Raw genomic sequence first — 25,733 nt, forward strand, 5'->3', positions numbered from 1 at the left:
ATGACGCGCACGGCAGAGGTCAACGGGATCACGGTCAGCTTCGACGACGCCGGCATCGGCCCGGCCTTCGTCCTGGTCCACGGGCACCCGTTCGACCGCTCGATGTGGCGGCCGCAGGTGGCCTCGCTGACCGCCGCCGGCTACCGGGTGGTCACCGCCGACCTGCGCGGCTACGGCCGCTCCACGGTCGTGCCCGGGCTGACCACGCTGGAGACCTTCGCCCGGGACACCTTCGCCCTCGCCGACCACCTCGGCCTCGACGAGGTGGTGCTGGCCGGGCTGTCGATGGGCGGCCAGATCGCGATGGAGTGCTACCGGCTCTTCCCGGAGCGGATCGCCGGCCTGGTGCTGGCCGACACCTTCGCGCAGGGCGAGACCCCGGAGGGCCACGCCCACCGCAACCGGGTCGCCGACCAGCTGCTGGCCGAGGGGATGGCCGGCTACGTCGCGGAGAACCTGTCGAAGATGCTGGCCGCCTACAACGTCGAGGCGATGCCGGACGTCGCCGACCACGTCCGCACCATGATGCTCAACGCCCCGCCGGCCGGCGCCGCGGCGGCCCTGCGCGGTCGCGCCGAACGCCAGGACTACCAGGAGCTGCTCACCAACGTCACGGTCCCGTCCCTGATCGTCGTCGGCCGCGACGACGAGTTCACCCCGGTCGCCGACGCCGAGCTGATGCACCGCCTGATCCCCGGCTCCACCCTGGCGGTCATCGACAACGCCGGCCACCTCCCCAACCTGGAACAGCCGGCCACCTTCAACGCCGCCCTGCACGCCTTCCTGGAGCAATGAGCCGGGCCGGCTCCGGCGGGGCGGCCGAAGGAGCAATGCTGCCGGCAGCCTCCCGCGGAACCCGCCGGGGCGGTAAGGTTCCGCGATCGTGAGTGATGTTTCCGTGCCGCCGGGTGAGCCGGCCGAGAAGCCGGCGCCGAAGACCCCGTCCGGGCGTTTCCTGGCGCCCGAGCCCGCCCCGCAGCCGAGCCGCGGGTGGGTGCTGCCGGCCCTGCTCGCGCTGGTCGTCGGGGCCGGCGCGACCTTCGGCGGGCTGTGGCTGGCCGGCTGGCGGCAGGCCCCCGAGCACCAGTACAACCTGCTGGTGGTGCTGAAACTGGACGCCACCCCGCAGCAGAAGGACGCCGCCAAGGCGACCCTGACCGACCTGCCCGGCCGCAGCAGCGACGTCGTGCTGGTCAGCAAGGCCGAGTCGTACGCGAACGCGCAGAAGACCTACGCCGGCACCGAGGAGCTCAAGAAGCTCACCGAGGCGACCACGCCGGAGTCGTTCAAGGTGAGCAGCGTCGGGACGACCTTCAGCTGCTCCCCGCTGCTGCCGCTGGCCGACCAGGGCGTCTCCAGCCTGAGCATCGTCCAGCTGGAGACCGCGGACGAGCCGGGCGCGAAGATCACCTGCTGAGCCACCGGCCGGCGGTCGCCCGCCGGCCGGCGACCCACCGGGTCACACCTCGTCGCCGACCGCCTTGAACAGGGCGGCGACCTCCGCGTTCGACAGGTGGCGGAAACCGCCCGGGCGCAGGTCACCGAGCCGGATCGGGCCGACCGCGGTCCGGATCAGGCGGGTCACCGGGTGCCCCACCTCGTCCATCATCCGCCGCACGATGTGCTTGCGGCCCTCGTGCAGGGTGATCTCCACCTGCGCGGTCTTGCCGATCGCGTCGACCAGGCGGAACGAGTCGACCTTGGCCGGGCCGTCCTCCAGCTCGACACCGGCCTGCAGCCGCCGGCCGACGGTCCGCGGCAGCGGCCCGAGCACCTCGGCCAGGTAGGTCTTGGAGACCTCGTAGGACGGGTGCATCAGCTTGTGGGCGAGCGCGCCGTCGTTGGTGAGCAGCAGCAGGCCCTCCGAGTCGGCGTCCAGCCGGCCGACGTGGAACAGCCGCTGCTCGAAGTTGCCCTGCAGGAAGTCGGCGAGTTCGGTGCGGCCCTTCTCGTCGTCCAGGCTGGCGACCACGCCGCGGGGCTTGTTCAGCGCGACGTAGACCAGCTTGGTGTTGGTGATCACCCGGGCGCCGTCCACGTAGATCTCGGCGGAGGCGGGGTCGACCTTGTCGCCGAGCTTGGCAACCCGGCCGTTGACCGTGACGCGCCGCCGGAAGATCAGGTCTTCGCAGGCGCGGCGGGATCCAACACCGGCCGCGGCCAGGACTTTCTGGAGGCGTTCGGCGGTGTCAGCCTGAGGCATCGAGTACTTCTTCCACATCGTCGGGCAGGAACGGAGCGAGCGGCGGCAGCTGATCGACCGAGTTCAGGCCGAGCTTCTCCAGGAACAGAGCGGTCGTCCGGTACAGGTATGCCCCGGTTTCCGGCTCGGTGCCGCACTCCTCGATCAGGCCACGAGTGACCAGCGTACGCATCACGCCGTCACAGTTCACACCGCGGATGGCCGAGATGCGCGACCTGGTCACCGGCTGCTTGTAGGCGACCACGGCGAGTGTCTCCAGCGCCGCCTGGGTCAGCCGCACCGACTGCCCGTCGAGCACGAACCGCTCCACGTACTCCGCGTACTCCGGACGGGTGTAGAGCCGCCAGCCACCGGCCGCGCGCCGCAGGTCGAACCCGTGCCCGGCGGCGGTGTACCGCGCGGAGATGTCGTCCAGCGTCCGGGCCACCCGCTCGACCGGCTGCTCCAGCACCTCGGCCAGCTTCAGCTCGCTGGTCGGCTCGTCGACGACGAGCAGGATCGCCTCCAGGGCCGCGGTCAGCTCGGCGTCATCCAGGACCTTTGCGGTACGGCCGTCGGCCTCCCGCGGCCCGGTCGCCTGCGCCGGCACCATGGGCGGCGCGGGCGTGACGTCCGTGACATCCGCGGCCAGCGCGGCCGTCGCGTCGTGGCGCCCGGCCAGATAGCCGGCCGCGGACGCCTCGTCGAACTCCGGCCGGGCCGGCGCGTCGACCGGCACGCTCTCCGGCTCGTCGTCCGCCTCCGGGGCCTCCTCGGCTTCCTCGATCGGCTCGGGCAGCGGCAGCTCCGGCCCCACCTCGACCTCGGTCGGCTCCGGCTCCTCGCCGTCGTCCTCCGGGAGCAGCTGCGGCGCGTCGACCGCCTCCGGGCCTCGGACCGGCTCCTCGGAGTCGGCTTCCCGGCTCCGGACCGGCTCCTCGGACTCAGCCTCCGGGCCCCGGACCGGCTCCTCGGACTCGGCGTCCCGGCTCCGGACCGGCTCCTCCGACTCAGCCTGGAACCCGCGGTCCGGCTCGTCTTGCCTGCGCTCCCACGGTGGCACCCACGCGCCCATCTGCGCGGCCAGGGAGTCGGGACGCTCGTCGCTCACTGCTGTTTCTCCTCCAGGGCCGCCTCGTCGCCCTCGCCAAGATCGCTAGCCGGGGCGGCGACGTCAAGCTCGCTCGCGGGCGAATCGTCCGAACCAGCCGGGGAATCCTCCGAACCGGTGTCGGCCTCTCCGCCATCATCAGCCCCGGAACCCGCCGATTGGTCCGGTTTGTCGCCGATCTTCTCCGGACTGCCCTCGTAGTCATCGACGGTCAGCTCAGCCGCCTCCTGATCGCCGCCGATCCAGCGCACGGTCAGCTCGTCCAGCGACACCGGCTGCTCGAAGTCGATCAGATTCTGCCGGTACAGCTCCAGCAGGGCCAGGAAGCGGGCGACCACCTCCAGCGTGTTCGCACAGTCGGCGACCAGCAGGCTGAAGGTGGCCACCCCGGCCCGGCGCAACCGGTCGCGCAGCAGCTCGGCGTGCTCGCGGACGCTGACCCGGACCTGGTGGATGTGCGCGATCGACACCTGCGGCGGCCCCGGTTTCGGGGTGAACTGCTTGAGCGCCAGCTTGAACAGCCGCTGCGCGCCGATGCCGAGCACCAGCTCGGGCAGCGCCTCCGCGTAACGTGGCTCCAGGGTGACCAGCCGCGGCCACCGCTTGGCACCGGCCGTCTCCAGCTCGGCCAGGTGGGCGGCGGCCTCCTTGTAGGCCTTGTACTGCAGCAGCCGGGCGAAGAGCAGGTCGCGCGCCTCCAGCAGGGCCAGGTCCTCCTCGTCCTCGACCTCGGCGGCGGGCAGCAGCCGGGCCGCCTTCAGATCGAGCAGGGTCGCGGCGATCAGCAGGAACTCGCTCGCCTCGCCGAGATCCCAGTCGTCGCCCATGGCCCGGATGTAGGCGATGAACTCGTCGGTCACCTGGTGCAGCGCGACCTCGGTGACGTCCAGCTTGTGCTTGCCGATCAGCTGGAGCAGCAGGTCGAAGGGCCCCTCGAAGTTGGCCAGCTTGACCTTGAACTTCCCGTCGTCGGCCTCGGCCCCCGGCGCTCCCGGCTCGGCCCCCAGCGCTCCCGGCTCGGCCGCCTCCGCGATCGGCGGTCCCGGCTCCACCGCGCCGGCCGACTTCTCGGGATCGGCCTCCGTGGCCACGGCGATCGCCGCATCATCGGATGCGGTGGGCTCCAGGTCCGGCTGGAGGGCGTCGCCGGACACCGGCTGGGCAGGCTCTTCAAGCACGTGCCGACCGTAGACCATGCCTGTGACAACGTGCTCCGGGCTCACGCCGGTACCAACGCCCCCAACCGGTGCCCGGTTGCTGCCCGAGCGATCTACATGATCACCGACCCGGCGGAAGACCACTCCCCCGCACGGCTGTCCGACATCCAAGACCCATTTCCGGTACGCAGCCAATCCGTCATCAACCCCGGCGCACCATATTCAGCCCTGCAACGCCGGGTCTTGAGCATCCTAGGAGGATAGGAACATCGCCCCTTCTCCGTGGCGGCTGCAGCGCAGGCGGTCCGGAGACTATTCGGACTTGTCCGGCTTGGCGGGCGCTGGTGTATCCGGCGTGCCTTCTGGACCGGAGCTGGACGCGGCGGGCGGTGCTGCCCAAGCGGGTTCGCCCGAGCTGGGATCGGCCGGAGCCGCGGGAGCCCGCGCACCGGAGAACGGCGCAGTCGGGGCTTCGGCGGCGGGCGCGTCGCCGGTGGGTGCGTCGGCACTGGGTGCGTCGGCAGTGGGCGCGGGCGGGGCCGGCGCGGTGGCAGTGGGCGCGGGCGGGGCCGGCGCGGTGGCAGTGGGCGCGGGCGGGGCCGGCGCGGTGGCAGCGGGTGCGGTCGGGGCGAACGGTGCGGTGCTGGTGGGGATGGCTGCGGACGGGGTGGTGGGCGGCGGGGCGAAGGAGTCCGGGGCGTACCCGGACGGCATCGGGGTGGGGGGTGGGGTGCCGTAGCCCGGCGGCGGGCCGTAAGCGGGTGGCGCGGCCTGAGCTCGCAGGTCCTGGATCGGCACCTCGGCTCCGAACGTCGGAGCGAGCGGCACGACCAGGCCCTGGCTCGCCACCTCGGCGCCCTCCCGGACCGCGGCGTGGACGGCCTCGCGGAGGGCGCGGACCCGTTCGGTGCGGAGCATCGGGGTGATCGGGGTGGCGCGGCCGGCCATGCCGCCGGCCAGGTCCTTGAGGAAGTGGCCGATCAGGGTCGCGCCGCGGCGGCTGCGCCCCATCGTCCAGCCCAGGTAGAGGCTGCTGCCGTAGGGGAAGACCGAGACGTGCAGCTGGTAGCCGCGGTCGGTGATCCGCAGGCGGTTGTTCACCACCTCCGGGGAGAGCAGGTCGCTGCGGACCCGGACCGCGGTCGCCTCGACCGGGATGGCGCGCCGGCGCAGCGTGCCGTAGATCGCCGCGTACGCCGAGTCGGCGCTCTGCCAGCGGTCCTCCAGCAGCGTCTGCCACGCGGCGATCGGCTCGTCGACCCGGGCGGCCAGCAGCACCACCCCGAAGATGATGATGCTGAGCAGCGACCCGACGGTGAACAGCCCGGCCCCCGGCGTCTCGGAGCGGAACGGGCTGGGCTCGGCGGCGAGGAAGACCAGCAGGGCCAGGAACGCGAAGGCGGCCCCGACGAGGAACGCCGGCACCGCCGCCCGGAGCCAGAGCCGGATCAGCGTCCGGGCCGGCACCGGCTCGTCCAGTTCCAGCTCCGCCGGGGTGTGCCGCAGCCCCTGCATCCGGTACGCGACGTCACCGTTGCCCGGGCCGAGAGCGGGCATGCTCATATGTCCTCCATGGGTCACGAGTTCACGGGTCAGGTGAGGGAGACCTGGATGCCGTTCGGGGTCGCCTGCGCGCTGCCGTAGATCCGGAAGGCGCTGTCGCCGCTCTGCGCCTTCGCGGCGCCGGTGTAGTCGGTGTAGCGGGCGCTCCAGTGCACCCGCCCGGTCCCGTCGTCGGCCAGCTGCACCGCCGACGAGGTGAACCAGAAGGAGCTGTCGCTGCGCACGCTGACCACCGGGTACGCGGTGATCGTCCACCGCACGGTCGCGCCCGTCCCCGGGATGTTCAGCCCGAACGGGCACCCGGCCGGCTGTGCCTCGGTACTGGTCGCGCACCGGTCGAGCGCGGTCAGGGCCTGGCCCCGGATGTTCTCCTGGGCGCCGCCGGCGAGCTGCGGCACGTCGAACCGGGCCGGCGCCAGGTAGACCGTCTGCCCGGTCACCGGGACCTCGGCGCGCTGCGCGACCGTGGTCAGCCGGCTCTCGGCCAGCAGCGTGTTGCCGGCCGCGACCACCTCGTAGGCGCCCGGGAAGGCGTAGGCGTTGCGGCTCCGGCCGAGCGCCACCCCGTTCACCGTGACCGCCCGGCCGCGCTCGCCGTCGACGCCGAGCAGGACCAGCGGGGCCTGCAGCCGGTACCCGCCGCCGGAGTCGATCACCAGCACGTTCTGGTCGACGGTCCGGTCGGCGGCCCGGTAGCTGACCGGGACCCGCCAGCCCCGGCCACCGATCCCCGCGGCGGTCTCGGTGGCGTCGCCGACTCGCGGGTCCCGGGGCCGGTAGCGCTCCTCGGCCAGCGCGGCACCGGTGAGCAGCGGATAGCGCGCGGTGTCCCGGAACATGTCAGCGGCCGCCATCAGGCCCAGCGCGGCGGTCACGTCACCGTGGGCGAGGGCGTCGAAGTAGTCCTCGGCGACCGCCTCCGGGCTGTTCCCGGCGTAGCGGGCCGCGCCGAGCGCCAGCACGCCGGCCACCAGGGCCAGGACGGCCACGGCGGCGATGATCGGGGCGGTGCGCTTCGGGCGTACCGAAAAAGGACCGGAAGCGAAGGTCAGCGAAGGACCCGGGAGCGGCGCGGCGGGCGCCGCAGGCGACGTGGGGACGGGCGGAATCGGCGCGGGGACGGTGACGACCGGCGCGGCGCAGCAGCCGCACCACTGCTGGTCCGCCGGCACGTCGCCGCCGCAGCGGAAGCAGAGGACGCTCTCCATGTCCGCACTCCTCGGACAGTCACCGCAAGTCACCGGAACGCTACACGAACCACCGTGTACCGGATACCTGGTTGGAGATCGGTCAGCCTGGCGGGACTTCCTAGACTGGCCGGCATGCCGGAGCGTCTGTTCGTGGTGGTCGCCTACGACGGCGCCGAGCTGCTCGACATCGCCTGCGTCACCTCGGCGCTGGACATCGCGAACCGGATCGGTGCCGACCCGCCCTACCGGACCGTGCTGGCCACCCTGGGCCGCCATCCGATCGCCTGCGACTCGGGCCTGCGCCTGGACGCCGGTGCCGAGCTGGAACGGATCAACGAGCCGCTCGACACGGTGCTGGTCACCGGCGGCAACGGGCACGAGCGGGCGGCGGCCAGCCCGGTCCTGGTCGGGCACGTGCGCCGGCTGGCCGCGCTGTCCCGCCGGGTCGCCTCGGTCTGCACCGGCTCGACCGTGCTGGCCGAGGCCGGCCTGCTCGACGGCCGCCGCGCCACCACCCACTGGCGGTACGCCGCGACGCTGGCCGGCCGCTATCCGGAGGTGCTGGTGGACGCCGAGCCGGTGTGGATCCGGGACGGGCAGGTGGCCACCTCGGGCGGGGTGACCAGCGCGCTCGACCTGGCGCTCGCCTTCATCGAGGAGGACCACGGGCCGGCGATCGCCCGCGGGGTGGCCCTGGGCACGGTCGCCTACCTGCAGCGGCCCGGCGGGCAGGCGCAGATCAGCATGTTCCTGGCCCGGCGCGGCACCGACGACTACCTGGTACGGCGGGCCACCGACCACATCGCCGGGCACCTCACCGACGACCTGAGCAGCGGCGCCCTGGCCCACCGGTTCGGGGTGAGCGAACGTCACCTGGCCCGCCTCTTCCAGTCCTACGTGCAGCTGACCCCGGCCCAGTACGTCCGCCGGGCCCGCACCGAGGCGGCCGCGCACCTGCTCACCGCCACCGTGCTGCCGCTCGCCGCGGTGGCCCGGCGCTGCGGTTTCGGCTCCACCGAGTCGCTGCGGCAGGCCTTCACCGACCGGTACGGCATGCCGCCCTCGCGCTACCGGTCGCAGAGATCCGGCCCGGGTGCCCACGGATCCGGACCGGTCCCCGGCTGAGCCTGCGCCCCGGGCGGCCTCGCCCGTCAGCATCGACGCATGCAGATCGCCATCGTGCTCTACCCCGGGATGACCGCCCTGGACGCCATCGGCCCCTACGAGATCCTGCGCTTCCTGCCGGACGCCGACCTGCGCCTGGTCGGCGCCGAACCGGGCCCGCTGATGACCGACAGCAACGTGCTCGCCCTCGGCGTCACGCACAGCTTCGCCGAGACGCCGCGCCCGGACCTGGTGCTGGTCCCCGGCTCCGGCCCGGCCACCGCCACCGCGATGGCCGACAAGGAGCTCACCGGCTGGCTGCGCCAGGTCCACGAGACCACCACGTGGACCACCTCGGTCTGCTCCGGCGCCCTGGTCCTGGCGGCCGCCGGCCTGCTCGACGGCCACCCGGCCACCACCCACTGGATCGCCCAGAGCGCCCTGAAACGCTTCGGCGCCGAGGCCCGCCCCACCGAGCGCCTGGTCCGCTCCGGCAAGCTCGTCACCGCCGCCGGCGTCTCGGCCGGCCTGGACCTGGCCCTCTGGCTCACCGGCGAGATCGCCGGCCGCGACCACGCCGAGATGGTGCAGCTCTTCATCGAGTACGACCCCCAGCCGCCGTACGACGCCGGCCACCCGAGCAAGGCCCGCACGGAGATCTTCGACCGCGCCAACACCATGGGCCGCCGGATCGCCGCGACCCCGGGCGAGTTCAAGGCGGTCGCGACCGTAGCCTGGCGCCGGGTCCTCCAGAGATTCTGATCACGCCGGCCGCGATCGGGCCCGCGTGAACGGGATCGGCGGGTTCTGGCAATACCTGGCATGACCTTACGAATGGCCGGGGCGGACGGCGCGGAGGTGTCCGCTGTGGGTGGCGAGGATCCACCGGACGGGCCGGGACCGGGCGAGGCCGGGCCGCAGCTGACCGGGGCGCGGGCGGCGGAGCGGTTCGCGGCGCTCTTCGACGAGCACGCGCCGGGGCTGTGGCGGTTCCTGGCCCGGCAGGTGGGCGCGGATCAGGCTGAGGACGTGGTGGCCGAGACGTTCCTGGCGGCCTGGTCGGGGCGGGGCGACTACCGGCCGGAGCGGGGCAGTGCGCGGGCCTGGCTGTTCGGCATCGCGGTGAACCTGCTGCGCCGGCACCACCGCGTCCAGGCCCAGCAGCAGCGGATGTCGCAGCGGCTGTCGGCGCACGTGGTGGCCGCCGACGGGGCCGAGGAGGGGGTGGCCGAGCGGGTCGACGCGCGGACCCACGTGGCCGGGCTGGCGGCGGCGATCGCGGCGCTGCCCGACGGTGACCGGGACGTGCTGCTGCTGAGCAGCCTCGCCGGGCTGAGCACCCGGGAGATCGCCACCGCGCTCGGGATCCCGGAGGGCACCGTCCGGTCCCGGCTGCACCGCGTCCGCCAAGGCCTGCAGGCCGTCGCCCGTCCGCTGAAAGGCGAATCATGATCGACGAACTCGATGCCGCTCTGCACGAGCTCTACCCGGCTCCGGCGGACGACCCGGAAGCCCTTCTTCGGGTACGCCGGCGGGTGCTGGAGACCGCCGAACGCAGTCCGGGCGTCCACCGCCGCGGCTGGTTGTCCCGCGTGTCCACGGCTGCCCGGCGTGACCGAGCGCCGCGCGGGTCGGCATCTGGCCGGCGGGCAGGGGCGCCGCTCGGGCCGGCGGCCGGCCGGCCCGACGGGGTGCCGCTCGGGCCGGCGGCTCGCCGGCGCGGGTGGCTGCCCCGCGTGTCGCTCGCGGCGGCCGCCGCCGTGCTGGCCGTGGCGGTGATCGCCGTCACGGTGCGGAGCCGGACCCCGGACGGCGCGATGGTGCTGGTGGCGCAGACGCTGAACACCGCCGCCGACGCACCGGCCCAGGCGGTGGACGAGCCGGTTCCGGCCGGGGCGTACCGGTACATCGCGGTGCACACGATGACCACCGTCTCGGAGAACGAGCTGACCGTGCTGGCCGGCATCAAGTCGGAGCTGTGGGTGCCGGCGGACCCGGCCGGCGAGTGGTTCCGGCTGGAGTCGGACACCGGCGAGTGGGTGCCCCTGGTCGGCACCGAGGAGCAGCTCAAGGCCGCCCGGCTGGGCCCGGAGAAGTCGCCGCCGACCCGGGAGAGCGGCCCGTGCGGGGCGTTCACCCCGGGACTCAGCGACATGTGCACGGCGCCGGGCACCTGGCAGGTGCCGACCGCCGCGTTCCTCGCCGGGCTCCCCCGGGACCCGGAGCGGCTGTTCGACCGGCTGCGCGACGACACCGACGGGCACGGGCGGGACCCGGACCAGGAGGTGCTGGTGTACGCGGCCGACGCGCTGCGCAGTGGCCTGGTGCCCGCCGATCTCCGGTCGGCGCTCTACCGGGCGCTCGCCCACCTGCCCACGCTGCGGATCACCGAGCGGTTCGCCACGCTGGACGGGCGGACCGGCACCGCGCTCGGCATCGACGCGGCCGGCGAGCAGCAGGAGATCGTCATCGACCCGGCGACGGGCGCCTTCATCGGCGAACGCACCCGCCGCACCGAGGCCACCGGCAGCCTGCCGGCCGGCACGGTGATCCATTCGAGTTCGGTCACCTACGGCATCGCCAAGCAGCCCTGGTCCCCACCGACGACATAGCCCACACCACCGCCGACCCAGCCAGCCGCACCGACGGCGGGCAAACGGGGCGGCGGGGAAGGCAAGGCGGCACCGATGGCCGCGGCGGGAGCGGGCCCGGGGGTTCGGTGACCACCCGCGGACAGTGCAGGGGGCGGCGATCGCTCTGGACGCGCCAGCGGCCAGAGCGCCGCCCCCGGCTCGCGCGGGAGCATGCGATCCGCACCACAGCGGACGCGCGCAAAGGAAGATCTTGAACTTGATCTTGGCGGAGGCTCGGACGAAGAACCTATCCCCAGACGCGGAGGAAGAGGTTGCCGAGGAGGTTCAGGATGTGCAGGACCAGCGGATAACCGCCGGGGAAGAGGCTGAAGACGAGCAGCAGCAGCACCCCGATGTTCTTGTCCTCGAACCACAGGCGCATCCACTGCATCCCGTGCCCGGGCCGGGGCAGCGCGCAGTACAGGATGCCGAAACCGTCCAGCGGCGGGATCGGGATCAGCGCCAGCAGGCCGAACGCGAGCAGGCCACCGCCCAGCGAGAGCAGCACCTGCTGCATCCAGGTGTCGCCGAAACCGTGCAGCACATCGGCGACGCTGAGGTAGCGCAGGACGCTCGCGTCCGGGACGGACAGGGCGAAAGCGGCCAGCAGCAGCTCACCGGCCAGGATGCAGGCGACCGGGCCGGCGGCGAAGACCGCGGCGGCCCGGCCCCGGCCGCGCCAGCGGGGCACGTCGTCGACGGTGAGCTGCTTGCCCCAGCCCATCCCGCCGAGGGCGGCGCCGACCGCGCCGAACGGGTCGATGTCGTGGCGCAGACTCGGGGCCATCCGGTCGCCGCGCTCGGCCAGGCCGACGGTCCGCGCGGTGAACCGGATGGCGACCGCGCGCAGCATCAACCCACAGAGAAAAGAGACGACCAGCGCTACGAACGCGACCGGCGTCCCGAGCGCGAAGAGCACGGAGCCGAGAACCTACCCTCGTTCGACCTTGGCGGCGATGACCTCGCGAGCCAGCTGACGGTAGTTGCGGGCGCCCGAGGACGCCGGGTCCAGCGTAGTGATCGGCGCGCCGGCCACGGTCGACTCCGGGAATTTCACCGTCTTGGTGATCACCGTCTGGTACACCTTGTCGCCGAACGCCTCGACCACCCGCTGCAGCACCTGGCGGCAGTGCGTGGTGCGGGAGTCGTACATGGTGGCGAGGATGCCCTCGAGCTCCAGGTCGAAGTTGAGCCGCTCGCGCACCTTGTCGATGGTGTCGAGCAGCAGGGCGACACCGCGCAGCGAGAAGAACTCGCACTCCAGCGGGATGAGCACGCCGTGCGCGATGGTCAGCGCGTTGATCGCCAGCAGGCCCAGCGAGGGCTGGCAGTCGATCAGGATGAAGTCGTACTCCTTGCGGACCGAGCGCAGCGCCCGGGCCAGGGCCATCTCCCGGGCCACCTCGTTGACCAGCTGGATCTCGGCCGCGGAGAGGTCGATGTTGGCCGGCAGCAGGTGCAGCCCGGCGACATCGGTCTTGATGATGACGTCCTCGGTGGTGACGTCGTCCTGCATGAGCAGGTTGTAGATGCTCAGGTCGAGGTTGTGCGGGTTGACCCCGAGACCGACCGAGCAGGCGCCCTGCGGGTCGAAGTCGACCAGCAGCACCTTGCGCCCGTACTCCGCGAGGGCGGCGCCCAGGTTGATGGTGGTGGTCGTCTTTCCGACTCCACCCTTCTGGTTCGCCAGCGCGATGATCCGGGCCGGACCGTGCCGGTCGGTGGGCATCGGCTCCGGGATCGGACGGCGCATCGTGTACGCCGTCGGGTCGGCAGGACCGAGGTCAGCGCCCAGATCCAGGGAATTCTGCTGATCGCGGAGCGCGGTGGTCCAGGCCTCCGCACGCTCGCCGTTCCCTGACATCGCCCTCGCCCCCTCCCGACTCGATGCCCGACTGTACGCCACGCGAGCCGCCCCATCGGGGTCAGCCGTTCGGCGTGTCGCACCTATGGGTGCGTAGCTTCTAACGAGCGCGAGGGTGAGAGGTCGCGTAGACCTCCCGCAAGCGTTCGACGGTCACCAGCGTATACACCTGCGTCGTGGTGACCGAGGCGTGTCCCAGCAGTTCTTGAACCACGCGCACATCGGCCCCGCCGTCGAGCAGATGCGTGGCGTAGGAGTGACGCAGCGTGTGCGGGCTGACCGCGTACGGGCCGTCCACCGGGAGGCCGGCCGCGGTGGCGCAGCGGTGCAGCACGGTCCACGCGCTCTGCCGGGAGAGCCGGCCGCCGCGGGCGTTCAGGAAGACGGCCGGGGTGCCGCGCCCGGCGTCGGCCAGCGTGGGACGGGCCCGCACCAGGTAGGCCTGCAGTGCCGTCTTCGCGTAGCCGCCGATCGGGACCAGCCGGGCGCGGCCGCCCTTGCCGCGCAGGGTGGCCGCGTCCTCGCCGGTCAGGTCGAGGTCGTCGATGTCGGCGCCGACCGCCTCGGAGATCCGCGCCCCGGTGCCGTAGAGGAACTCCAGCAGCGCCCGGTCGCGCAGGCCCAGCGGGGTGTCCGCGGCCGGCACCGCGAGCAGCCGGTTCACCTGGTCCACGTCGAGCGCCTTGGGCAGGCGCTTCGGCGGGGCCGGCGGGTGCACGTCGGCGGCCACGTCGTGGGCGACCAGGCGCTCCCGGACGGCGAACCGGTGCAGGCCGCGGACCGCGCTGATCGCCCGGGCCGCCGAGGACGAGGCCAGCCCGCCCTCCCGCAGCGTGGCCAGGTGGCCGGTGACGTCGGCCGGGCGGACCTGGGACAACTCCTCGATGCCGGCGGCGGTCAGCTGCTCGGCGTACCGGTCCAGGTCGCGGCGGTAGGAGGCGAGGGTGTTGCGGGACAGGCCGCGCTCCACGCCGAGATGGTCGAGATATGCCTGGATCGCCCGGTCGAGTGTCAGCTCAGCACCTCCGTGAGCGGCAGGGTCGCCATGCCGTGCGCCTCGGCCACCGGGCCGTAGACCACGTGACCGTCGTGCGTGTTCAGACCGGCCGCCAGCGCCGGGTCGCGCCGCAGGGCGTCCCGCCAGCCGCGGTTGGCCAGTTCCAGAGCGTACGGGAGAGTCACGTTGGTGAGCGCGTAGGTGCTGGTGTGCGGCACCGCCCCGGGCATGTTCGCCACGCAGTAGAACATCGACCCGTGCACCCGGTAGGTCGGGTCGTCGTGGGTGGTCGGCCGGGACGCCTCGAAACAGCCGCCCTGGTCGATCGAGATGTCGACCAGCACGCTGCCCGGCTTCATCCGCTCCACCAGGTCGTTGGAGATCAGCGTCGGCGCCTTCGCGCCGGGCACCAGGACCGCGCCGACGACCAGGTCCGCGTCCAGGACGGCGCGTTCGATCTCGTACGCGTTGGAGGCGATCGTCTGCAGATGCCCCCGGTAGTCGGCGTCGGCCGCGCGCAACCGGGCGATGTTGCGGTCCAGCAGCATCACCTCGGCCTGCATCCCGAGTGCGATCGCGGCCGCGTTCATCCCGGACACGCCGGCCCCGATCACCACCACCTTGGCCGCGTAGACGCCGGGCACCCCGCCCATCAGCACGCCGCGCCCGCCGCCCTGCCGCATCAGGTGGTACGCGCCGACCTGCGGGGCGAGCCGGCCGGCCACCTCGGACATCGGGGCCAGCAGCGGCAGCGACCGGTCCGGCAGCTCCACCGTCTCGTACGCGATCCCGGTCACCTTCCGGTCGATCAGCGCGTCGGTGCACTCCTTGGACGCCGCCAGGTGCAGGTAGGTGAAGAGCACCTGGCCCGGCCGCATCCGGTGGTACTCACTGGCCACCGGCTCCTTGACCTTGAGGATCAGGTCGCCCTCGGCCCACACCGCGTCGGCGTCCGGCAGGATGGTCGCGCCGGCGTCGCGGTAGTCGGCGTCGGTGATCGACGAGCCGAGCCCGGCGGCGCTCTGCACGAACACCTGGTGCCCGGAGCGGCTGAACTCGAAGACCCCGGCCGGGGTGATCGCCACCCGGAACTCGTTGTTCTTGACCTCGCTGGGAATACCTACCTTCACTGTGATTACCCCCTCTATCCGGCACGCTACCCACTCGCTATCCCCCCAGAAGAGACTTACCGGTACGGTCGCCCGATGAGTGGCGGCTTCCCCTGGCTTCTCGTCGACCAGAACATCGACGACGGCGACGCGGTCGTGGCGGCGTGCGCCGACATCGACGGCCTGTTCGCCGACCCCGGGGAGCCACCCGTCGAGCGGTACACGGTGCTGGGCTGCGCCCCGGCCGGCCGGCTGCGCGCCGCCTGCGACGGCTACGGCCCGGCCTGGCTGGGCAATATCGGACTGGAGACGATCCACCGGCCGGAGTCGAAGCATCCCCGGGAGTGCTGGGAGTGCACCGAGGAACTGCTCGACCTGACCGTGGTGTCGGCCCGCCCGGCCGGCTACGGGGTGTTCGACGTGGTCCTCGAGGGCCGGCTGCGGATCGACCCGGAGCACCGCAAGCGGCGGCGCGGGCCGGACCGGGCGCCGGAGGCCGACGGCTACGTGCTGACCGGGATCACCGGCGAGGGCGAGGAGATGTTCGGCACCTGCCAGGATGTGTCCGGAGTGTTCCGGCCGCGGCCGGAGCCGTTGCCCAAGCCGGCGACCCTGATCGGCTGCCGGCCCGAGCCGCGGCTGCGCCGGGCCATCGACGCGCAGCAGCGGGGCGCCGCCCGGCACCGCCGGATGATCATCGCGTCGATCTACAGCGTGGCTGACGACGGCACCGCCACGCACATGCTGGACAGTGGGCTGGGCGCCGAGGTGGCCGGGGTGCGGCCGTCGGTGCTCGGTGACGGACTGCTCGATGTGACGTTCGAGAGCTCGTACGGGGATGCGATCAAAGGCGGACGTCCGACCGGGGCCCGGGAGATCTGGGAGCTGTGGCGGCGGGGCCGGCCGGAGAAACCCGGGCTGTGGGCCGACTTCCCGCCGGCGCTGCGCCACGAGTGGGCCGGGGCGGCGCTCGCCCACCACCGGCCGGGGCCGGACCGGCGGTCCGGGCGGACGTACCACCTGGACGGGCGGTACATCACCGACGAGGACGGGTTCTACTGCGCGATCGGCGAGGCGATCAACGGCCCGGGCGGGTATTTCGGGTGGAACGCCGGCGCGCTGCACGACTGCCTGCTCGGCGACTGGGGCGCGGCGCCCGGCTTCCGGTTGATCTGGCACGACTCGGAGGTGGCCCGGCGGCACCTGGTGCCCGGCTACGACCGGCGCGACTGGTGCCCGGCGGTGACCATGGACCACCTGCTGGCCTGGCTGGCCGAGGACGGGGTCGAGGTGGAGCTGCGCTGAGCAGCCGGTAACCTGCCGCGGTGATCGACGCAGTCTGGGATCCGCCACCGCGGCGGCCCCGCCGTTACCTGTCCTACCTCGGCCTGCTCATCATGGTCGCGGTCCTCGCCACACTCGCGGTGGTCTTCTGGACCGGACTGCAGCATCCGTACGCGAAGGCGCCGGCACCCTGCGACAGACTCGGCCTCAGCGCAGTCACCACCGCCCTCGGCTCCCAGCCGCCCACCGCCCAGCCGACCGGCTCCGACACCGTCTGCCAGTTCGGCATCACCGCGGCGGACGGATCACCGCTGGCGTTCGCCCAGGTCAGCCTGACCTACACCGAGGACGTCTTCCGGGCCTGGCTCCACGACCGGCTCCACCCCGCCGAAGGCGACGAGGTCGACGGCGCCCGGCTGACCGTGAGCACCTCGCCCACGGCCCCCACCTGCGACCTCCGGGTGCTGGTGGCCGATGGCAACCTGCGGGCCGGCCTGTCGCTGGCCTTCCTGGCCGACCAGGCGGCGAAGCCGTGTGACCGGCTCGACGCGTGGGGCACGACCGCGGTGCGGATCACCCGGGACTTCGTGGCCCAGCTGTAGAGGAACCGGTCGCGGGGGTGCCGTCTCCCCCGCGACCGGTCGTCTTCTCCCCCGGCGCATGGGAGCGCTCCCATTGTGTCGATCGGCACCGTTGCTGTAAAGGCCTACCGGAACGCGTCCACGTGCCGCCCCAGCCAGTCCGCGAAGGTGCGCGCCGGCCGGTCCAGCACCCGCGGCACGTCCGGGCTGATCCGCAGCTCGGCCGCCGTCGGCGCGCCGATGATCTGCAGGGTGCCGTCGGCCACCGGCTCCGGCATGAAGGCCAGCATCTGCTCACGGGCCTGCTCCCGGGTCTGCTCGGTGAACCGCACCGGCTCGCCCAGCACCCGGGCCAGCTCCGCGGCGCGCTGCCGGGGCGTGCTCAGCTCCGGGCCGGTCAGCTCGTAGACCCGCCCGGCGTGCCCGGGATCGCGCAGCGCCGCCGCGGCCACCTCGGCGATGTCCGCCGGATCGACCAGCGGCAGCCCGACATCGCCGAACGGGGCGGCCACCGCCCGGTGCGCCCGGACCGGCTCGGCCCAGGCGAACGTATTGGACATGAACCCGCCCGGCCGCAGCACCACCCAGTCCAACCCGGACTCCCGCACGGTCCGCTCCAGCTCGCGCAGCGGCGCGTGCGACGCCGCCTCCGGCCGGGTCCCGGCGGCCTGCGAGGACAGCAGGACAATTCTCGGTACGCCGCCGGCCTTCACCACATCCACGATCGCCGGTCCGTCCAGGTGCGCGCCGGCGCCCGAGACCAGCAGGAAGAACGCCTCGGCGCCGGCCACCACCGGGCGCAGGCTCTCCGGGTCGGCCAGGTCGGCAGGCCATCGCGGGGCGCTCCGGGACACCGCCCGCACCTGCTCGCCGGCCGCCTCCAGGGCCGCCACCAGCGGTCGTCCGACGTTGCCGGTCGCTCCGGTCACCACGTACATCCTGACTCCCTCCGGGTCCGTTGTGGACCACTCGGGACGTACGCTAATTTCCTGATGACAGTAGGTACCTAGAGGAAAGTAATGGGTTTGTGAGGGACGCCACGAGAAGCACGCCGGAGCTGGCCTGCCCGATCGCGCCGGTGGTCGACATCGTGTTCAGCCGGTGGACCACGCCGATCCTGTGGGCGCTGCACGAGTTCGGCCGGCAGCGGTTCGTCGAGCTGGAGCGCCGGCTGCCCAGCATCACGCCGAAGGTGCTCACCCAGCGGCTGCGCCAGCTGGAGCGGGACGGCCTGCTCACCCGGACGTACCACGCGGAGGTCCCGCCCCGGGTGGAGTATGAGATCAGCGACCTGGGCCGCAGCCTCTCCCCGGTCTTCGCCCAGCTGGCCACCTGGGCCGGCGACCACCTGGGCGACGTCGAGACGGCCCGGGAGAGCTACGACGCGACGAAGATGCAGAAGGTGTGACCGGCGGGGTCGGCGTAAACCCGCAGCGGCTCCTCCGGGTCGTCACTGCGGTCGAACCGCAGGGTGGCGCCCAGGCTCAGCGCCCGCTCGTGCTGCCGGTCCAGCTCCGCCACCGACGACACCGAGGTGTCCAGGTGGAGCTGCTGCGGGATCTGCTGGTCCGGCCAGGTGGTCGGCTTCAGCTCCGGCTCCTGCTGGAAGGCGAGCCGCACCCCGCCGTCGCCGACCAGCACCAGCCAGTCCCGGCCCTTCTCGTCGTCCTCGCCCGGCGCCGGCGGCTCGTCCCCGGGCCGGTAGGTGAAACCGAGCAGATGCCGATAGAACTCGGCGAGCCCGCGCGCATCCGGGGTGTCCAGCACGATCGATTGCAGTCTCGGGAAGCTCATGACTCCCGTTACTACCCGGCCGCGACCGCCTGACGCGAACATCCGGTTGCGGCGTGTCCATACCGTCTTCGGCATGAGAGCTGTCGTCCAGGACGTCTATGGCGATGCCGGGGTGCTCCAGCTCCGCGACGTCGCCCGCCCGGCGGCCGGGCCCGGTCAGGTCCTGGTCCGGGTCGTCGCCGCCGGGGTCGACCCCGGCGTCTGGCACATGATGACCGGCCGGCCCTGGGCGATGCGCCCGGTCACCGGCCTGCGCACCCCGAAGATCCAGACCCGCGGCCGCGACCTGGCCGGCGTGGTCGAGGCGGTCGGCGCGGGAGTGACCGGGTTCGCGCCCGGCGACGAGGTCTACGGCACCACGCCGACCGGGTCGTTCGCCGAGTTCGCCGTCGCGCCCGCGGACCGGCTCGCCGGCAAGCCGGCCAACCTGTCGTTCGAGCAGGCCGCGGTGGTCCCGGTCTCCGGCACCACGGCGCTGCAGGCGGTCCGCGACGTCGCCCAGGTCCGGGCCGGCCAGCGGGTCCTGGTGATCGGCGCGGGCGGCGGCATCGGCTCGTTCGCGGTCCAGCTCGCCTTCGCGGCCGGCGCCGACGTCACCGGCGTCTGCAGCGCCGGCAAGGCCGACCTGGTCCGCTCGCTCGGCGCGGCCGACGTGCTCGACTACCGCACCGAGGAGGTGGACGCCCGCGGCCCGGTCTTCGACGCCGTCATCGACATCGCCGGCAGCCGCCCGCTCAGCGTCCTGCGCCGCGCCCTCACCCCACGCGGCACCCTGGTCCTGGTCGGCGGCGAGGCCCGCGGCACCGCCCTGCTCGGCGGCATGAGCCGCGCCTGGCTCGCCGCCCCGCTCGCGTCCCTGGTCAGCGGCCAGCACCTGAAGGGCATGCTGGCCCGCGAGAACGCCGCCGACCTGGAGGCCCTGGCCGAACTCCTGGAGAGCGGCACACTGCGGGTGGCGGTCGAGCGAGCCTTTCCGCTCGCCCACGCGGCGGACGCGATCCGGCTGATCGGTTCCGGCCACAGCCGCGGCAAGCTGGTCATCACGATCTGACCGCCCGCCTTCCGGCCGCTCTGTCTTCAGGTCCACTCCGTCTTCCGGTCCGCTCCGGCTCCCGGTCCGCTCCGGCTTACCGGTCCACGGTCCGCTCCGGCTTACCGGTCCACTCCGGCTCACGGTCCGCTCCGGCTTACCGGTCCACTCCGGCTCACGGTCCGCTCCGGCTTACCGGTCCACTCCGGCTCACGGTCCGCTCCGGCTTACCGGTCCACTCCGGCTCACGGTCCGCTCCGAGTTCCAGCCCGGGTTCCAGCCCGCTCCGGCTTGCGGTCCACTCCGGCTTGCGGTCAGCTCCGGCTTGCGACCGTCGCTTTGCGGTACGGCTGGAGCGCTCGCCCCGCCTTTCGGAGCGGCCGGAGCATCCGCCTACCGCCAACAGCCCCGATCGCGGGCGCGCCGTCACCGTCCCGCCCGCTGGCGTCGGCTGGGCCCGAGGGGTGTGTGCTGGCCGTGAGAGATCTCTGACGCTGATGGCCAATCAAGCGTGGTCGCCGCCGACGCGGCAGCGCGTTCCACACCAGCGGGTTTATCCACACCAGCGCGCTATCCACAGCCCGCCCCCTTTCGGCGCATTTCCGCGCGACACTGTCTTCGGGGCGGCCCCCTGGGTGGGCGGGGACTGGGAAGTGGCCGGACAATTCCGTCTCCGCGGCGGACCGTAGGCCGCGGCTGCGACAGTGACCCGCCGGCATCTGGCGCAACCGTGGAATGGGCTGCCCCAGTCGTACCGGAAATGGGGTTGATGCGGACCTGGCGTGACCGCGGGCCGTGAGCGAGACCCGGGCTGAGACAGACCCGAAGCCGCCGCGAGCAGACAGCGAGACCCGGGTCGAAACCGACTTGGAGCGGCCACCTACAGCAAGCCAGGGCCCGGCGAGACGGGCCTGGAGCGGCCGCGGACAGCGAGCCAGGGTCCGGGGCGAGACCGGCCTGGAGCGGCCGTGGACGGTGAGGGGTCAGTGGGTGGGCGCTGGGGTGGTTTCGCGGGTGGTGGAGGCGACCCAGTTCAGGACCGGGCGGACGGTGAGGGCGCAGGTGGCGAAAAGGGCGGCGATGATCCACCAGCCCCAGCCGCCGGTCTGGATGGCCAGGAAGGTGAGGCCGGCCGGGCCGAGCATGCGGCCCAGGCCCTGGACGGACTTGTCGAGGCCGATGTAGACGCCACGCTGGGCGGGCGGTGGGATCTCGGTCTGGACGAACCACTGGGCGGCGGAGACCCACAGTTCGGCGCCGGTGAAGAGGGCGACGATGAGGGTGAGCAGGGCGATGGTGAGCCAGCCGTGGGTGCGGCCGGTGAGGGCGGCGAGTGGGCTGCCGATGGCGGCGGCCCAGGCGGCCCAGCGGGCCAGGCGGGTGACGCCGGGCAGGGTGTCGGCGCCGCGGGTGGCGCGGACCTGGAGAGTGACGGCCAGGACGGTGTTCAGCGCGACCAGGCCGCCGAGGACCGGCTTGGGCACGTCGGTGAAGGTGATCGCCCAGAGCGGCAGGACCTCGGCCCAGACCAGGCTGTGCAGCCAGAGGACGCCGAAGATCAGCGAGGTGACGGCGTAGGGGCGGTCGCGCAGGACGCGCCACGGGCTCGGACGCTCGGCGCCGGCGGCGGCCGGCTCGGCCGGAGGCGCGGGCGGCATCCGCAGCACGGCCACGCCGTTGAGGCCGATGCAGGCGGCCGCGGTGTAGACCAGGACGAGCAGGCCGGCGCGGGAGTCGAGGGCGAGGGCGGCGGCGCCCAGGCCGGCGCCGACGGTCCAGCCGACGTTCAGGTAGGCGCGGCTGAAGGCCATCGCGCGGACCCGGGACTCGGCCGGCAGGGCGGCGGCCATGTAGACCACCCGGCCCGCGGTGGCCAGCGTGTCGGCGGTTGTCTGCACCGCGATGACCAGCAGGAACAGCCAGAAGTTGCGGGCCAGCGGGTAGGCCGCGAAGGCGACCGCCTGGATCAGCGCGCCGGCCGCCCAGGCGCGCTGGCCGCCGATCCGGTCGGCGAGGTGGCCGAACGGCATCGAGCCGAGCACCGCGAGCAGGCCCCCGATGGACAGGCCGACGCCGATCTGCACCGGCGTCAGGCCGACGTAGAGGGTGAAGAAGACGACGCTGCCGGTCAGGAAGGTGCCGATGCCGAGGCCCCACAGGGCGTTCTGCAGGGACATCTTCCGGGGCAGGCCGGGCGGCGGGAGGATCTTCTGCAGCGGAGCCGGTAAATCGATCATCGGAGGACACCCGATCATTTACCGGTCGGAAACCACAAGGTCATATCGTCGCGGTGATGATCACCAGCAGCGGGACGACGCGGTCACCCGGGACGGTGTATTGGCCCCGGCCCAGCGAGCGCAGCCAACCGGCCGCGACCAGCTGGCGCAGGTGGTGGTAGAGCTGGCCGGTGGTGCCCAGCTCGGGGTCCTCGCCCAGCTCGGCGGCCCCGCGGGTGCCGCCGAGGATCTTGCGGAGCAGGCGCAGCCGGACCGGGTGGCCGAGGGCGGCCAGGGCCGGGGCGTGCTCCGGCCAGTCGGCGTCGAGCAGGTCGTCCAGGAGCCGGGCGTACTGCCAGTCGTAGTGCTCGCCGGTGGGCAGGTCGACCGCGCCGGTGTAGAGCACCGCGCCGGTGGTTTCGGCGACCCGGTCGCGCAGGCCGTGCAGCGCCCAGAAGGTCTCGGCGGACGGCTCCGTGTCAGCTCTTTCGGTCCGGCCCACCAGGTCGGCGACCACGCGCTCCAGGGCGGACAAGCGTTCGTGCAGGTCATCAGCCATGTGTCAACTATTACGTAACTACGTAATCGCGTTCAACGTCGTTTCGTCATATGCGCCTTGTAGCTTCTTTCCTGTGTTGGACGATCTTGCAACGGTGGACTGGGCGGCGCTGACCCATCGGCACGGCCCGGCCGCGGACGTGCCCGAGCTGCTGCGGTCGGTCGCCGAGGGTGACTCCGACGCGCTCGACACCCTGGAGGAGCGGCTGGTCCGCGTCGCCGGCGGCGTCTATCCAGCGACCAGCCCGGCGGTGCCGTTCCTGGTCCGGATCCTGGACATGCCGGCCGCCCGGACCGAGGCGGTGCTCGGGTCGCTGGCCCGGCTGCTGGACGGCGACGAGCACGACCACCCGCACGATCCGGGCGCCGCCGAGGCGACCCGGGCCGCGGTCGTCGCCGGCCTGCCCAGCTACCTGCGGCTGCTCGCGGCGCACCCGGACGAGGGCGTGCGCAGCGCCGCTGCGCACCTGATCGGCGTCCTCGGACCGGAGGTGGCCGGTGGCGCGTCGGCGGCGCTGCGCCAGGCCTCCGTGGTGGACCGCTCCGAGCTGGTCCGGACCGCGGCCGTGCGGGCGCTCGGCAGCCGCGGTGACACCGCCGACGACCGGCTCGCCGACCCGTCCCCGATGGTTCGGCTGGTCGCCGCGATCGCGCTGTCCGACGCCGACCCGGCCGCGCCGCTGCCCGGCCCGGTGGTGCAGATCCTGGAGCGGGACGCGGTCGCCGCGCTCGACGTGATCGAGCGCACGCAGTACGCCGACCGGCCGCTCACCTGGGTGCTGGAGGAGCTGGCGCCCCGCTACGAGCTGCAGGTCCGGCTGGTCACCGGCTGGCTGCGGCACCCGTCGGCGGCGATCCGCAGGGCGGCCGCGCAGGCGGTGTCCACGCCGCTGCGGACCTGGCCACCGGCCGCGGCGATGCTGGTCGGACCGCTCGCCGAGGCGGTCGACGACCCGGACGAGCGGGTCCGCGGGGAGGTCGCGGAGCGGCTGGCGTCGGCCGGCTCGGCGGCCGCGGCGGTCGTCCGGCCGAGCTGACCCGACTCGCGGCCGAGCGGGGCGGGCCGCCTGCGCCGCCGCGCTGGAGCGGAATCGCCACGCTGTAGGTTGCCTCCATGCTCGATGATCTTGCGGCGGTGGACTGGGCCGGGCTGGACCACGCGCGCGGGTCGGCGGAGGACGTGCCGGCTCTGCTCCGTGCCCTCGCCGCCGGTGACGCCGAGGCCCTCACCGAGCTCTACGACACCATCTGGCACGAGGACCGGCTGTTCCCGGCGACGGTGGCCGCCGTGCCGTTCCTGATCCGGATCCTCGACGCGCCCGCCGCGGACACCGCCGGCGTGCTGGAGTTGCTGGCCGACCTCGCCGAGCACCGGCCGGCCGGTCCGAGCCGCGCCGAACAGGTCGCCGCCCTGGTGGGTGGCGTGGCCGTGACGGGGACGACAGCGAGCGGCGAGGTGGCCGACATCGCCGCCGGCCTGCCCACCTACCGGCGGCTTCTCACCGACCATCCGGAAGCCGGGGTGCGGGCGGCTGCCGCCCACCTGATCGGCGCGCTCGGCGACCTCGCCGCGCTCCGGCGGGCCGCTGCCGGGGACGACGCCGAGTCGGTCCGGGCTGCCGCCGTGCTCGCCCTCGCGGCCCAGGGTGCGGACACCCGCGACCGGCTCGCCGATCCGGCGCCACTGGTCCGCCTGGTCGCCGCGATGAGCACCGGCGAGGCGGACCCGGCGGTCGTCCGGATCCTGGAGCGGGACGCGCCGGACGCGCTGCCGCTGATCGAGCAGCTGCCCGGGCACGTCGGCGATCCGCTGTCCTGGGTGCTGGACCGGCTTCGGCAGCGCGGGGATCTTCAGGTCCGGCTGGTCACCGGCTGGCTGCGGCATCCGGTCGCCGCGGTCCGCGAGGGTGCCGCGGGCGCCGCCCGGAAGCCGCTGACCTCCTGGCCGCCGGCCGCCGCCCTGCTGGCCGGCCCGCTCGCCGAAGCCGTCGCGGATCCGGTCGACCGGGTCCGGCACGCGGCCGGCGAACGGCTGGCCACCACCGGATCGGTGGTCGCCGGATTCGCCGACCGGTTGTGGGAGGTGGTGCGGCACAGCGGCGACTCCTGGGCCCTGCTCGCCCTCGGCCGGCTGCGGGACCGGCGCGTGGACACGTACCTGGCGGAACGCTTCGCGACCGGGCAGTTGGGCGAGGCCCGGAGGGTCTTGAAGGAGCTCGGACCCTGGGCCACAGCCTGCCGCGACCTGCTCGCCGGGCTGATCGAGACCGCGCCGGAGTACCACGAGCGGATCAGCCTGATCGAGGCGGCCGTCCGGGCCGGGACCTCACCCGCGCTGCTGGTCCCGGTGCTGCGACGCCAGCTCCCGGGTCAGCCGGTTCTGGTCATCCGGTCCCTCGGCGAGCTGGGTCCGGCCGCCGCGGACGCGGTGCCCGAGTTGACCGCGCTGGACCCCGGAGCGAACTTCTGGGTACGGGTCAGCACCGCGCGGGCGCTCTGGCGGATCACCGGCGACCCGGCCCGGGCGTTGGAGCTGCTGCGGGCCGGCGGACGGGCATGGCAGGAGGTGGAGCTGATGGGCGAGCTGGGGCCGGTCGCCGCCGAGTTCACCGCCGAGTTGCCGCCGCTGTTCGGCTCGGACGACCGGTGGCAGGCCCTGCAGGCGGCTGTCGCGTACTGGCGGATCACCGGCGACGCCGCTCCGGTCGTACCGGTCCTGGTCGCCGATCTGAGTTGTTCCCCGCGCGGCCTGGTCGCGCTCGCCTGCCTGACCGAGATCGGTCCGGCGGCCGCGGCGGCCGGGCCACGGCTGCGTGCCGCGGTCGACGCGCCGCGGCGCCAGTGGACCTTCGGGGTCGACGGCGACGAGGTGTGGCAGGACGAGGAGTGGCGGGCCGCCTGCGCCGCCGCTGTGCAGCGGATCGCCGGTTAGCGGAGCAGGGGTACGACCGGGAGCGCGGTGACGATGCCGTGCAAGACCTCCTCGAGCACGCCGGCGGTGAGGAAGGTCAGCACCATGCTGACCGCGATCGCGGCCGGGTCCAGACCGGCATATCCAGAGATGTCCCGGATGTCGTCGCCCCACGGTCCGTAGTAGAGGATCCACGTCCAGACGGCGATCGCCGGGACTGGGCCGAGCCAGTACCAGAGGGGCGGGATCCGTTCGCGGTGCGCCCGTGCCGGGTCCGGGCCGGAAAGCCGCGCAGCACCAGCCAGCCGCCGAGCAGCAGAATCAGCAGCTTGCCGGCCGTCCGGCGATGGTCCGCACCCTGGTCCGCATCGCTCCATGGTGGTCAGCGCCGCCCCTAGGGGATCGAATGGGTCCGATTCCCGATATGGCGGTGGACCGACCGGCGAAAC

The 25,733-nt window shown here is 73.4% G+C and carries 26 protein-coding genes; 12 read left to right on the plus strand and 14 right to left on the minus strand.

Features of this window, described 5'->3' with window-relative positions:
• Together BJY16_RS43675 and BJY16_RS48875 are read left to right on the plus strand one after the other, a co-directional pair.
• Complete coding sequence (locus BJY16_RS43675; protein WP_185045576.1) at positions 1-795, plus strand: alpha/beta fold hydrolase; 795 nt, start codon at positions 1-3, stop codon at positions 793-795.
• An 88-nt stretch (positions 796-883) separates the two neighbouring features.
• On the plus strand, positions 884-1,417 hold the full coding sequence (locus BJY16_RS48875) for a permease-like cell division protein FtsX (RefSeq protein ID WP_185045577.1): 534 nt from the start codon (positions 884-886) through the stop codon (positions 1,415-1,417).
• Positions 1,418-1,459: 42 nt separating this feature from the next.
• Here the strand turns inward: BJY16_RS48875 and BJY16_RS43685 are convergent, their stop codons facing one another.
• The 5 genes from BJY16_RS43685 to BJY16_RS43705 form a co-directional block, all read right to left on the minus strand.
• Complete coding sequence (locus tag BJY16_RS43685) at positions 1,460-2,221, minus strand: pseudouridine synthase (RefSeq protein ID WP_185045578.1); 762 nt, start codon at positions 2,219-2,221, stop codon at positions 1,460-1,462.
• Positions 2,190-3,293 carry an SMC-Scp complex subunit ScpB gene (gene scpB, locus BJY16_RS43690; protein WP_239177897.1) on the minus strand — a complete coding sequence of 368 codons (1,104 nt, stop codon included), beginning with the start codon at positions 3,291-3,293 and terminating at the stop codon, positions 2,190-2,192. Before scpB ends, BJY16_RS43685 begins: the two co-directional genes overlap by 32 nt.
• Positions 3,290-4,471 (minus strand): segregation and condensation protein A, encoded by a 1,182-nt coding sequence (locus tag BJY16_RS43695; RefSeq protein WP_239177896.1) that lies wholly within the window; start codon positions 4,469-4,471, stop codon positions 3,290-3,292. Before BJY16_RS43695 ends, scpB begins: the two co-directional genes overlap by 4 nt.
• A 291-nt stretch (positions 4,472-4,762) precedes the next feature.
• Positions 4,763-6,013, minus strand: coding sequence for a Got1/Sft2-like family vesicle transport protein (locus BJY16_RS43700; RefSeq protein WP_185045579.1), 1,251 nt, complete (start codon positions 6,011-6,013; stop codon positions 4,763-4,765).
• A gap of 29 nt (positions 6,014-6,042) precedes the next feature.
• Positions 6,043-7,221 (minus strand): hypothetical protein, encoded by a 1,179-nt coding sequence (locus tag BJY16_RS43705; protein ID WP_185045580.1) that lies wholly within the window; start codon positions 7,219-7,221, stop codon positions 6,043-6,045.
• Positions 7,222-7,335: 114 nt separating this feature from the next.
• Here BJY16_RS43705 and BJY16_RS43710 point away from each other — a divergent pair, with 114 nt between their 5' ends.
• Genes BJY16_RS43710 through BJY16_RS43725 form a run of 4 tightly spaced genes read left to right on the plus strand, consistent with a single transcriptional unit; the run spans position 7,336 to position 10,919 of the window.
• A complete protein-coding gene (locus tag BJY16_RS43710; RefSeq protein ID WP_185045581.1) occupies positions 7,336-8,328 on the plus strand; it encodes a GlxA family transcriptional regulator in 993 nt (330 codons plus the stop codon).
• A 39-nt stretch (positions 8,329-8,367) separates the two neighbouring features.
• A complete protein-coding gene (locus tag BJY16_RS43715) occupies positions 8,368-9,069 on the plus strand; it encodes a DJ-1/PfpI family protein (protein WP_185045582.1) in 702 nt (233 codons plus the stop codon).
• A 60-nt stretch (positions 9,070-9,129) separates the two neighbouring features.
• Positions 9,130-9,759, plus strand: a complete 630-nt coding sequence (locus BJY16_RS43720) for an RNA polymerase sigma factor (RefSeq protein ID WP_239177895.1) — start codon at positions 9,130-9,132, stop codon at positions 9,757-9,759.
• Entirely contained in the window at positions 9,756-10,919 is a 1,164-nt protein-coding gene (locus BJY16_RS43725) for a CU044_5270 family protein (protein ID WP_185045583.1), read from the plus strand. Before BJY16_RS43720 ends, BJY16_RS43725 begins: the two co-directional genes overlap by 4 nt.
• A gap of 268 nt (positions 10,920-11,187) precedes the next feature.
• On the opposite strand, the gene BJY16_RS43730 is transcribed toward BJY16_RS43725, so the two are convergent.
• From BJY16_RS43730 to ald, 4 genes are all read right to left on the minus strand, one after another.
• Complete coding sequence (locus BJY16_RS43730; RefSeq protein ID WP_185045584.1) at positions 11,188-11,859, minus strand: zinc metalloprotease; 672 nt, start codon at positions 11,857-11,859, stop codon at positions 11,188-11,190.
• A gap of 12 nt (positions 11,860-11,871) precedes the next feature.
• Positions 11,872-12,804, minus strand: coding sequence for a ParA family protein (locus BJY16_RS43735; RefSeq protein WP_185045585.1), 933 nt, complete (start codon positions 12,802-12,804; stop codon positions 11,872-11,874).
• A gap of 100 nt (positions 12,805-12,904) precedes the next feature.
• On the minus strand, positions 12,905-13,819 hold the full coding sequence (gene xerD / locus BJY16_RS43740; protein WP_185046951.1) for a site-specific tyrosine recombinase XerD: 915 nt from the start codon (positions 13,817-13,819) through the stop codon (positions 12,905-12,907).
• On the minus strand, positions 13,816-14,931 hold the full coding sequence (gene ald, locus BJY16_RS43745) for an alanine dehydrogenase (protein WP_185045586.1): 1,116 nt from the start codon (positions 14,929-14,931) through the stop codon (positions 13,816-13,818). The genes xerD and ald overlap by 4 nt, the downstream gene beginning before the upstream one ends.
• A 75-nt stretch (positions 14,932-15,006) precedes the next feature.
• On the opposite strand from ald, the gene BJY16_RS43750 reads away from it, so the two are divergent.
• Together BJY16_RS43750 and BJY16_RS43755 are read left to right on the plus strand one after the other, a co-directional pair.
• Positions 15,007-16,215, plus strand: a complete 1,209-nt coding sequence (locus BJY16_RS43750; protein ID WP_185045587.1) for a barstar family protein — start codon at positions 15,007-15,009, stop codon at positions 16,213-16,215.
• 20 nt (positions 16,216-16,235) lie between these two features.
• Positions 16,236-16,796, plus strand: a complete 561-nt coding sequence (locus BJY16_RS43755; RefSeq protein WP_185045588.1) for a hypothetical protein — start codon at positions 16,236-16,238, stop codon at positions 16,794-16,796.
• Positions 16,797-16,900: 104 nt separating this feature from the next.
• On the opposite strand, the gene BJY16_RS43760 is transcribed toward BJY16_RS43755, so the two are convergent.
• Positions 16,901-17,713, minus strand: a complete 813-nt coding sequence (locus BJY16_RS43760) for an NmrA family NAD(P)-binding protein (protein WP_185045589.1) — start codon at positions 17,711-17,713, stop codon at positions 16,901-16,903.
• An 89-nt stretch (positions 17,714-17,802) separates the two neighbouring features.
• Here BJY16_RS43760 and BJY16_RS43765 point away from each other — a divergent pair, with 89 nt between their 5' ends.
• Positions 17,803-18,183 carry a winged helix-turn-helix transcriptional regulator gene (locus tag BJY16_RS43765; protein WP_185045590.1) on the plus strand — a complete coding sequence of 127 codons (381 nt, stop codon included), beginning with the start codon at positions 17,803-17,805 and terminating at the stop codon, positions 18,181-18,183.
• Here BJY16_RS43765 and BJY16_RS43770 read toward each other — a convergent pair.
• Complete coding sequence (locus BJY16_RS43770; RefSeq protein WP_185045591.1) at positions 18,153-18,569, minus strand: VOC family protein; 417 nt, start codon at positions 18,567-18,569, stop codon at positions 18,153-18,155. The two genes, BJY16_RS43765 and BJY16_RS43770, sit on opposite strands and share 31 nt — an antisense overlap.
• 73 nt (positions 18,570-18,642) lie before the next feature.
• Here BJY16_RS43770 and BJY16_RS43775 point away from each other — a divergent pair, with 73 nt between their 5' ends.
• On the plus strand, positions 18,643-19,620 hold the full coding sequence (locus BJY16_RS43775; RefSeq protein WP_185045592.1) for an NAD(P)-dependent alcohol dehydrogenase: 978 nt from the start codon (positions 18,643-18,645) through the stop codon (positions 19,618-19,620).
• 962 nt (positions 19,621-20,582) lie between these two features.
• Here BJY16_RS43775 and BJY16_RS43780 read toward each other — a convergent pair.
• Complete coding sequence (locus BJY16_RS43780) at positions 20,583-21,836, minus strand: MFS transporter (RefSeq protein WP_185045593.1); 1,254 nt, start codon at positions 21,834-21,836, stop codon at positions 20,583-20,585.
• Positions 21,837-21,876: 40 nt separating this feature from the next.
• The gene (locus BJY16_RS43785; RefSeq protein ID WP_185045594.1) at positions 21,877-22,374 is read right to left on the minus strand and encodes an ArsR/SmtB family transcription factor; all 498 of its coding nucleotides are present in this window, start codon (positions 22,372-22,374) and stop codon (positions 21,877-21,879) included.
• A gap of 73 nt (positions 22,375-22,447) precedes the next feature.
• Here BJY16_RS43785 and BJY16_RS43790 point away from each other — a divergent pair, with 73 nt between their 5' ends.
• Positions 22,448-23,410: a HEAT repeat domain-containing protein gene (locus BJY16_RS43790; RefSeq protein WP_185045595.1), complete on the plus strand. Its 963-nt coding sequence runs from the start codon at positions 22,448-22,450 to the stop codon at positions 23,408-23,410.
• A gap of 77 nt (positions 23,411-23,487) precedes the next feature.
• The gene (locus BJY16_RS43795; RefSeq protein WP_185045596.1) at positions 23,488-25,305 is read left to right on the plus strand and encodes a hypothetical protein; all 1,818 of its coding nucleotides are present in this window, start codon (positions 23,488-23,490) and stop codon (positions 25,303-25,305) included.
• Here BJY16_RS43795 and BJY16_RS43800 read toward each other — a convergent pair.
• Positions 25,302-25,661, minus strand: a complete 360-nt coding sequence (locus BJY16_RS43800) for a hypothetical protein (protein ID WP_185045597.1) — start codon at positions 25,659-25,661, stop codon at positions 25,302-25,304. The two genes, BJY16_RS43795 and BJY16_RS43800, sit on opposite strands and share 4 nt — an antisense overlap.
• Positions 25,662-25,733 lie beyond the last annotated feature (72 nt).

Origin of the sequence: Actinoplanes octamycinicus, from assembly GCF_014205225.1 — a bacterium.
GTDB classification, from domain to species: domain Bacteria; phylum Actinomycetota; class Actinomycetes; order Mycobacteriales; family Micromonosporaceae; genus Actinoplanes; species Actinoplanes octamycinicus.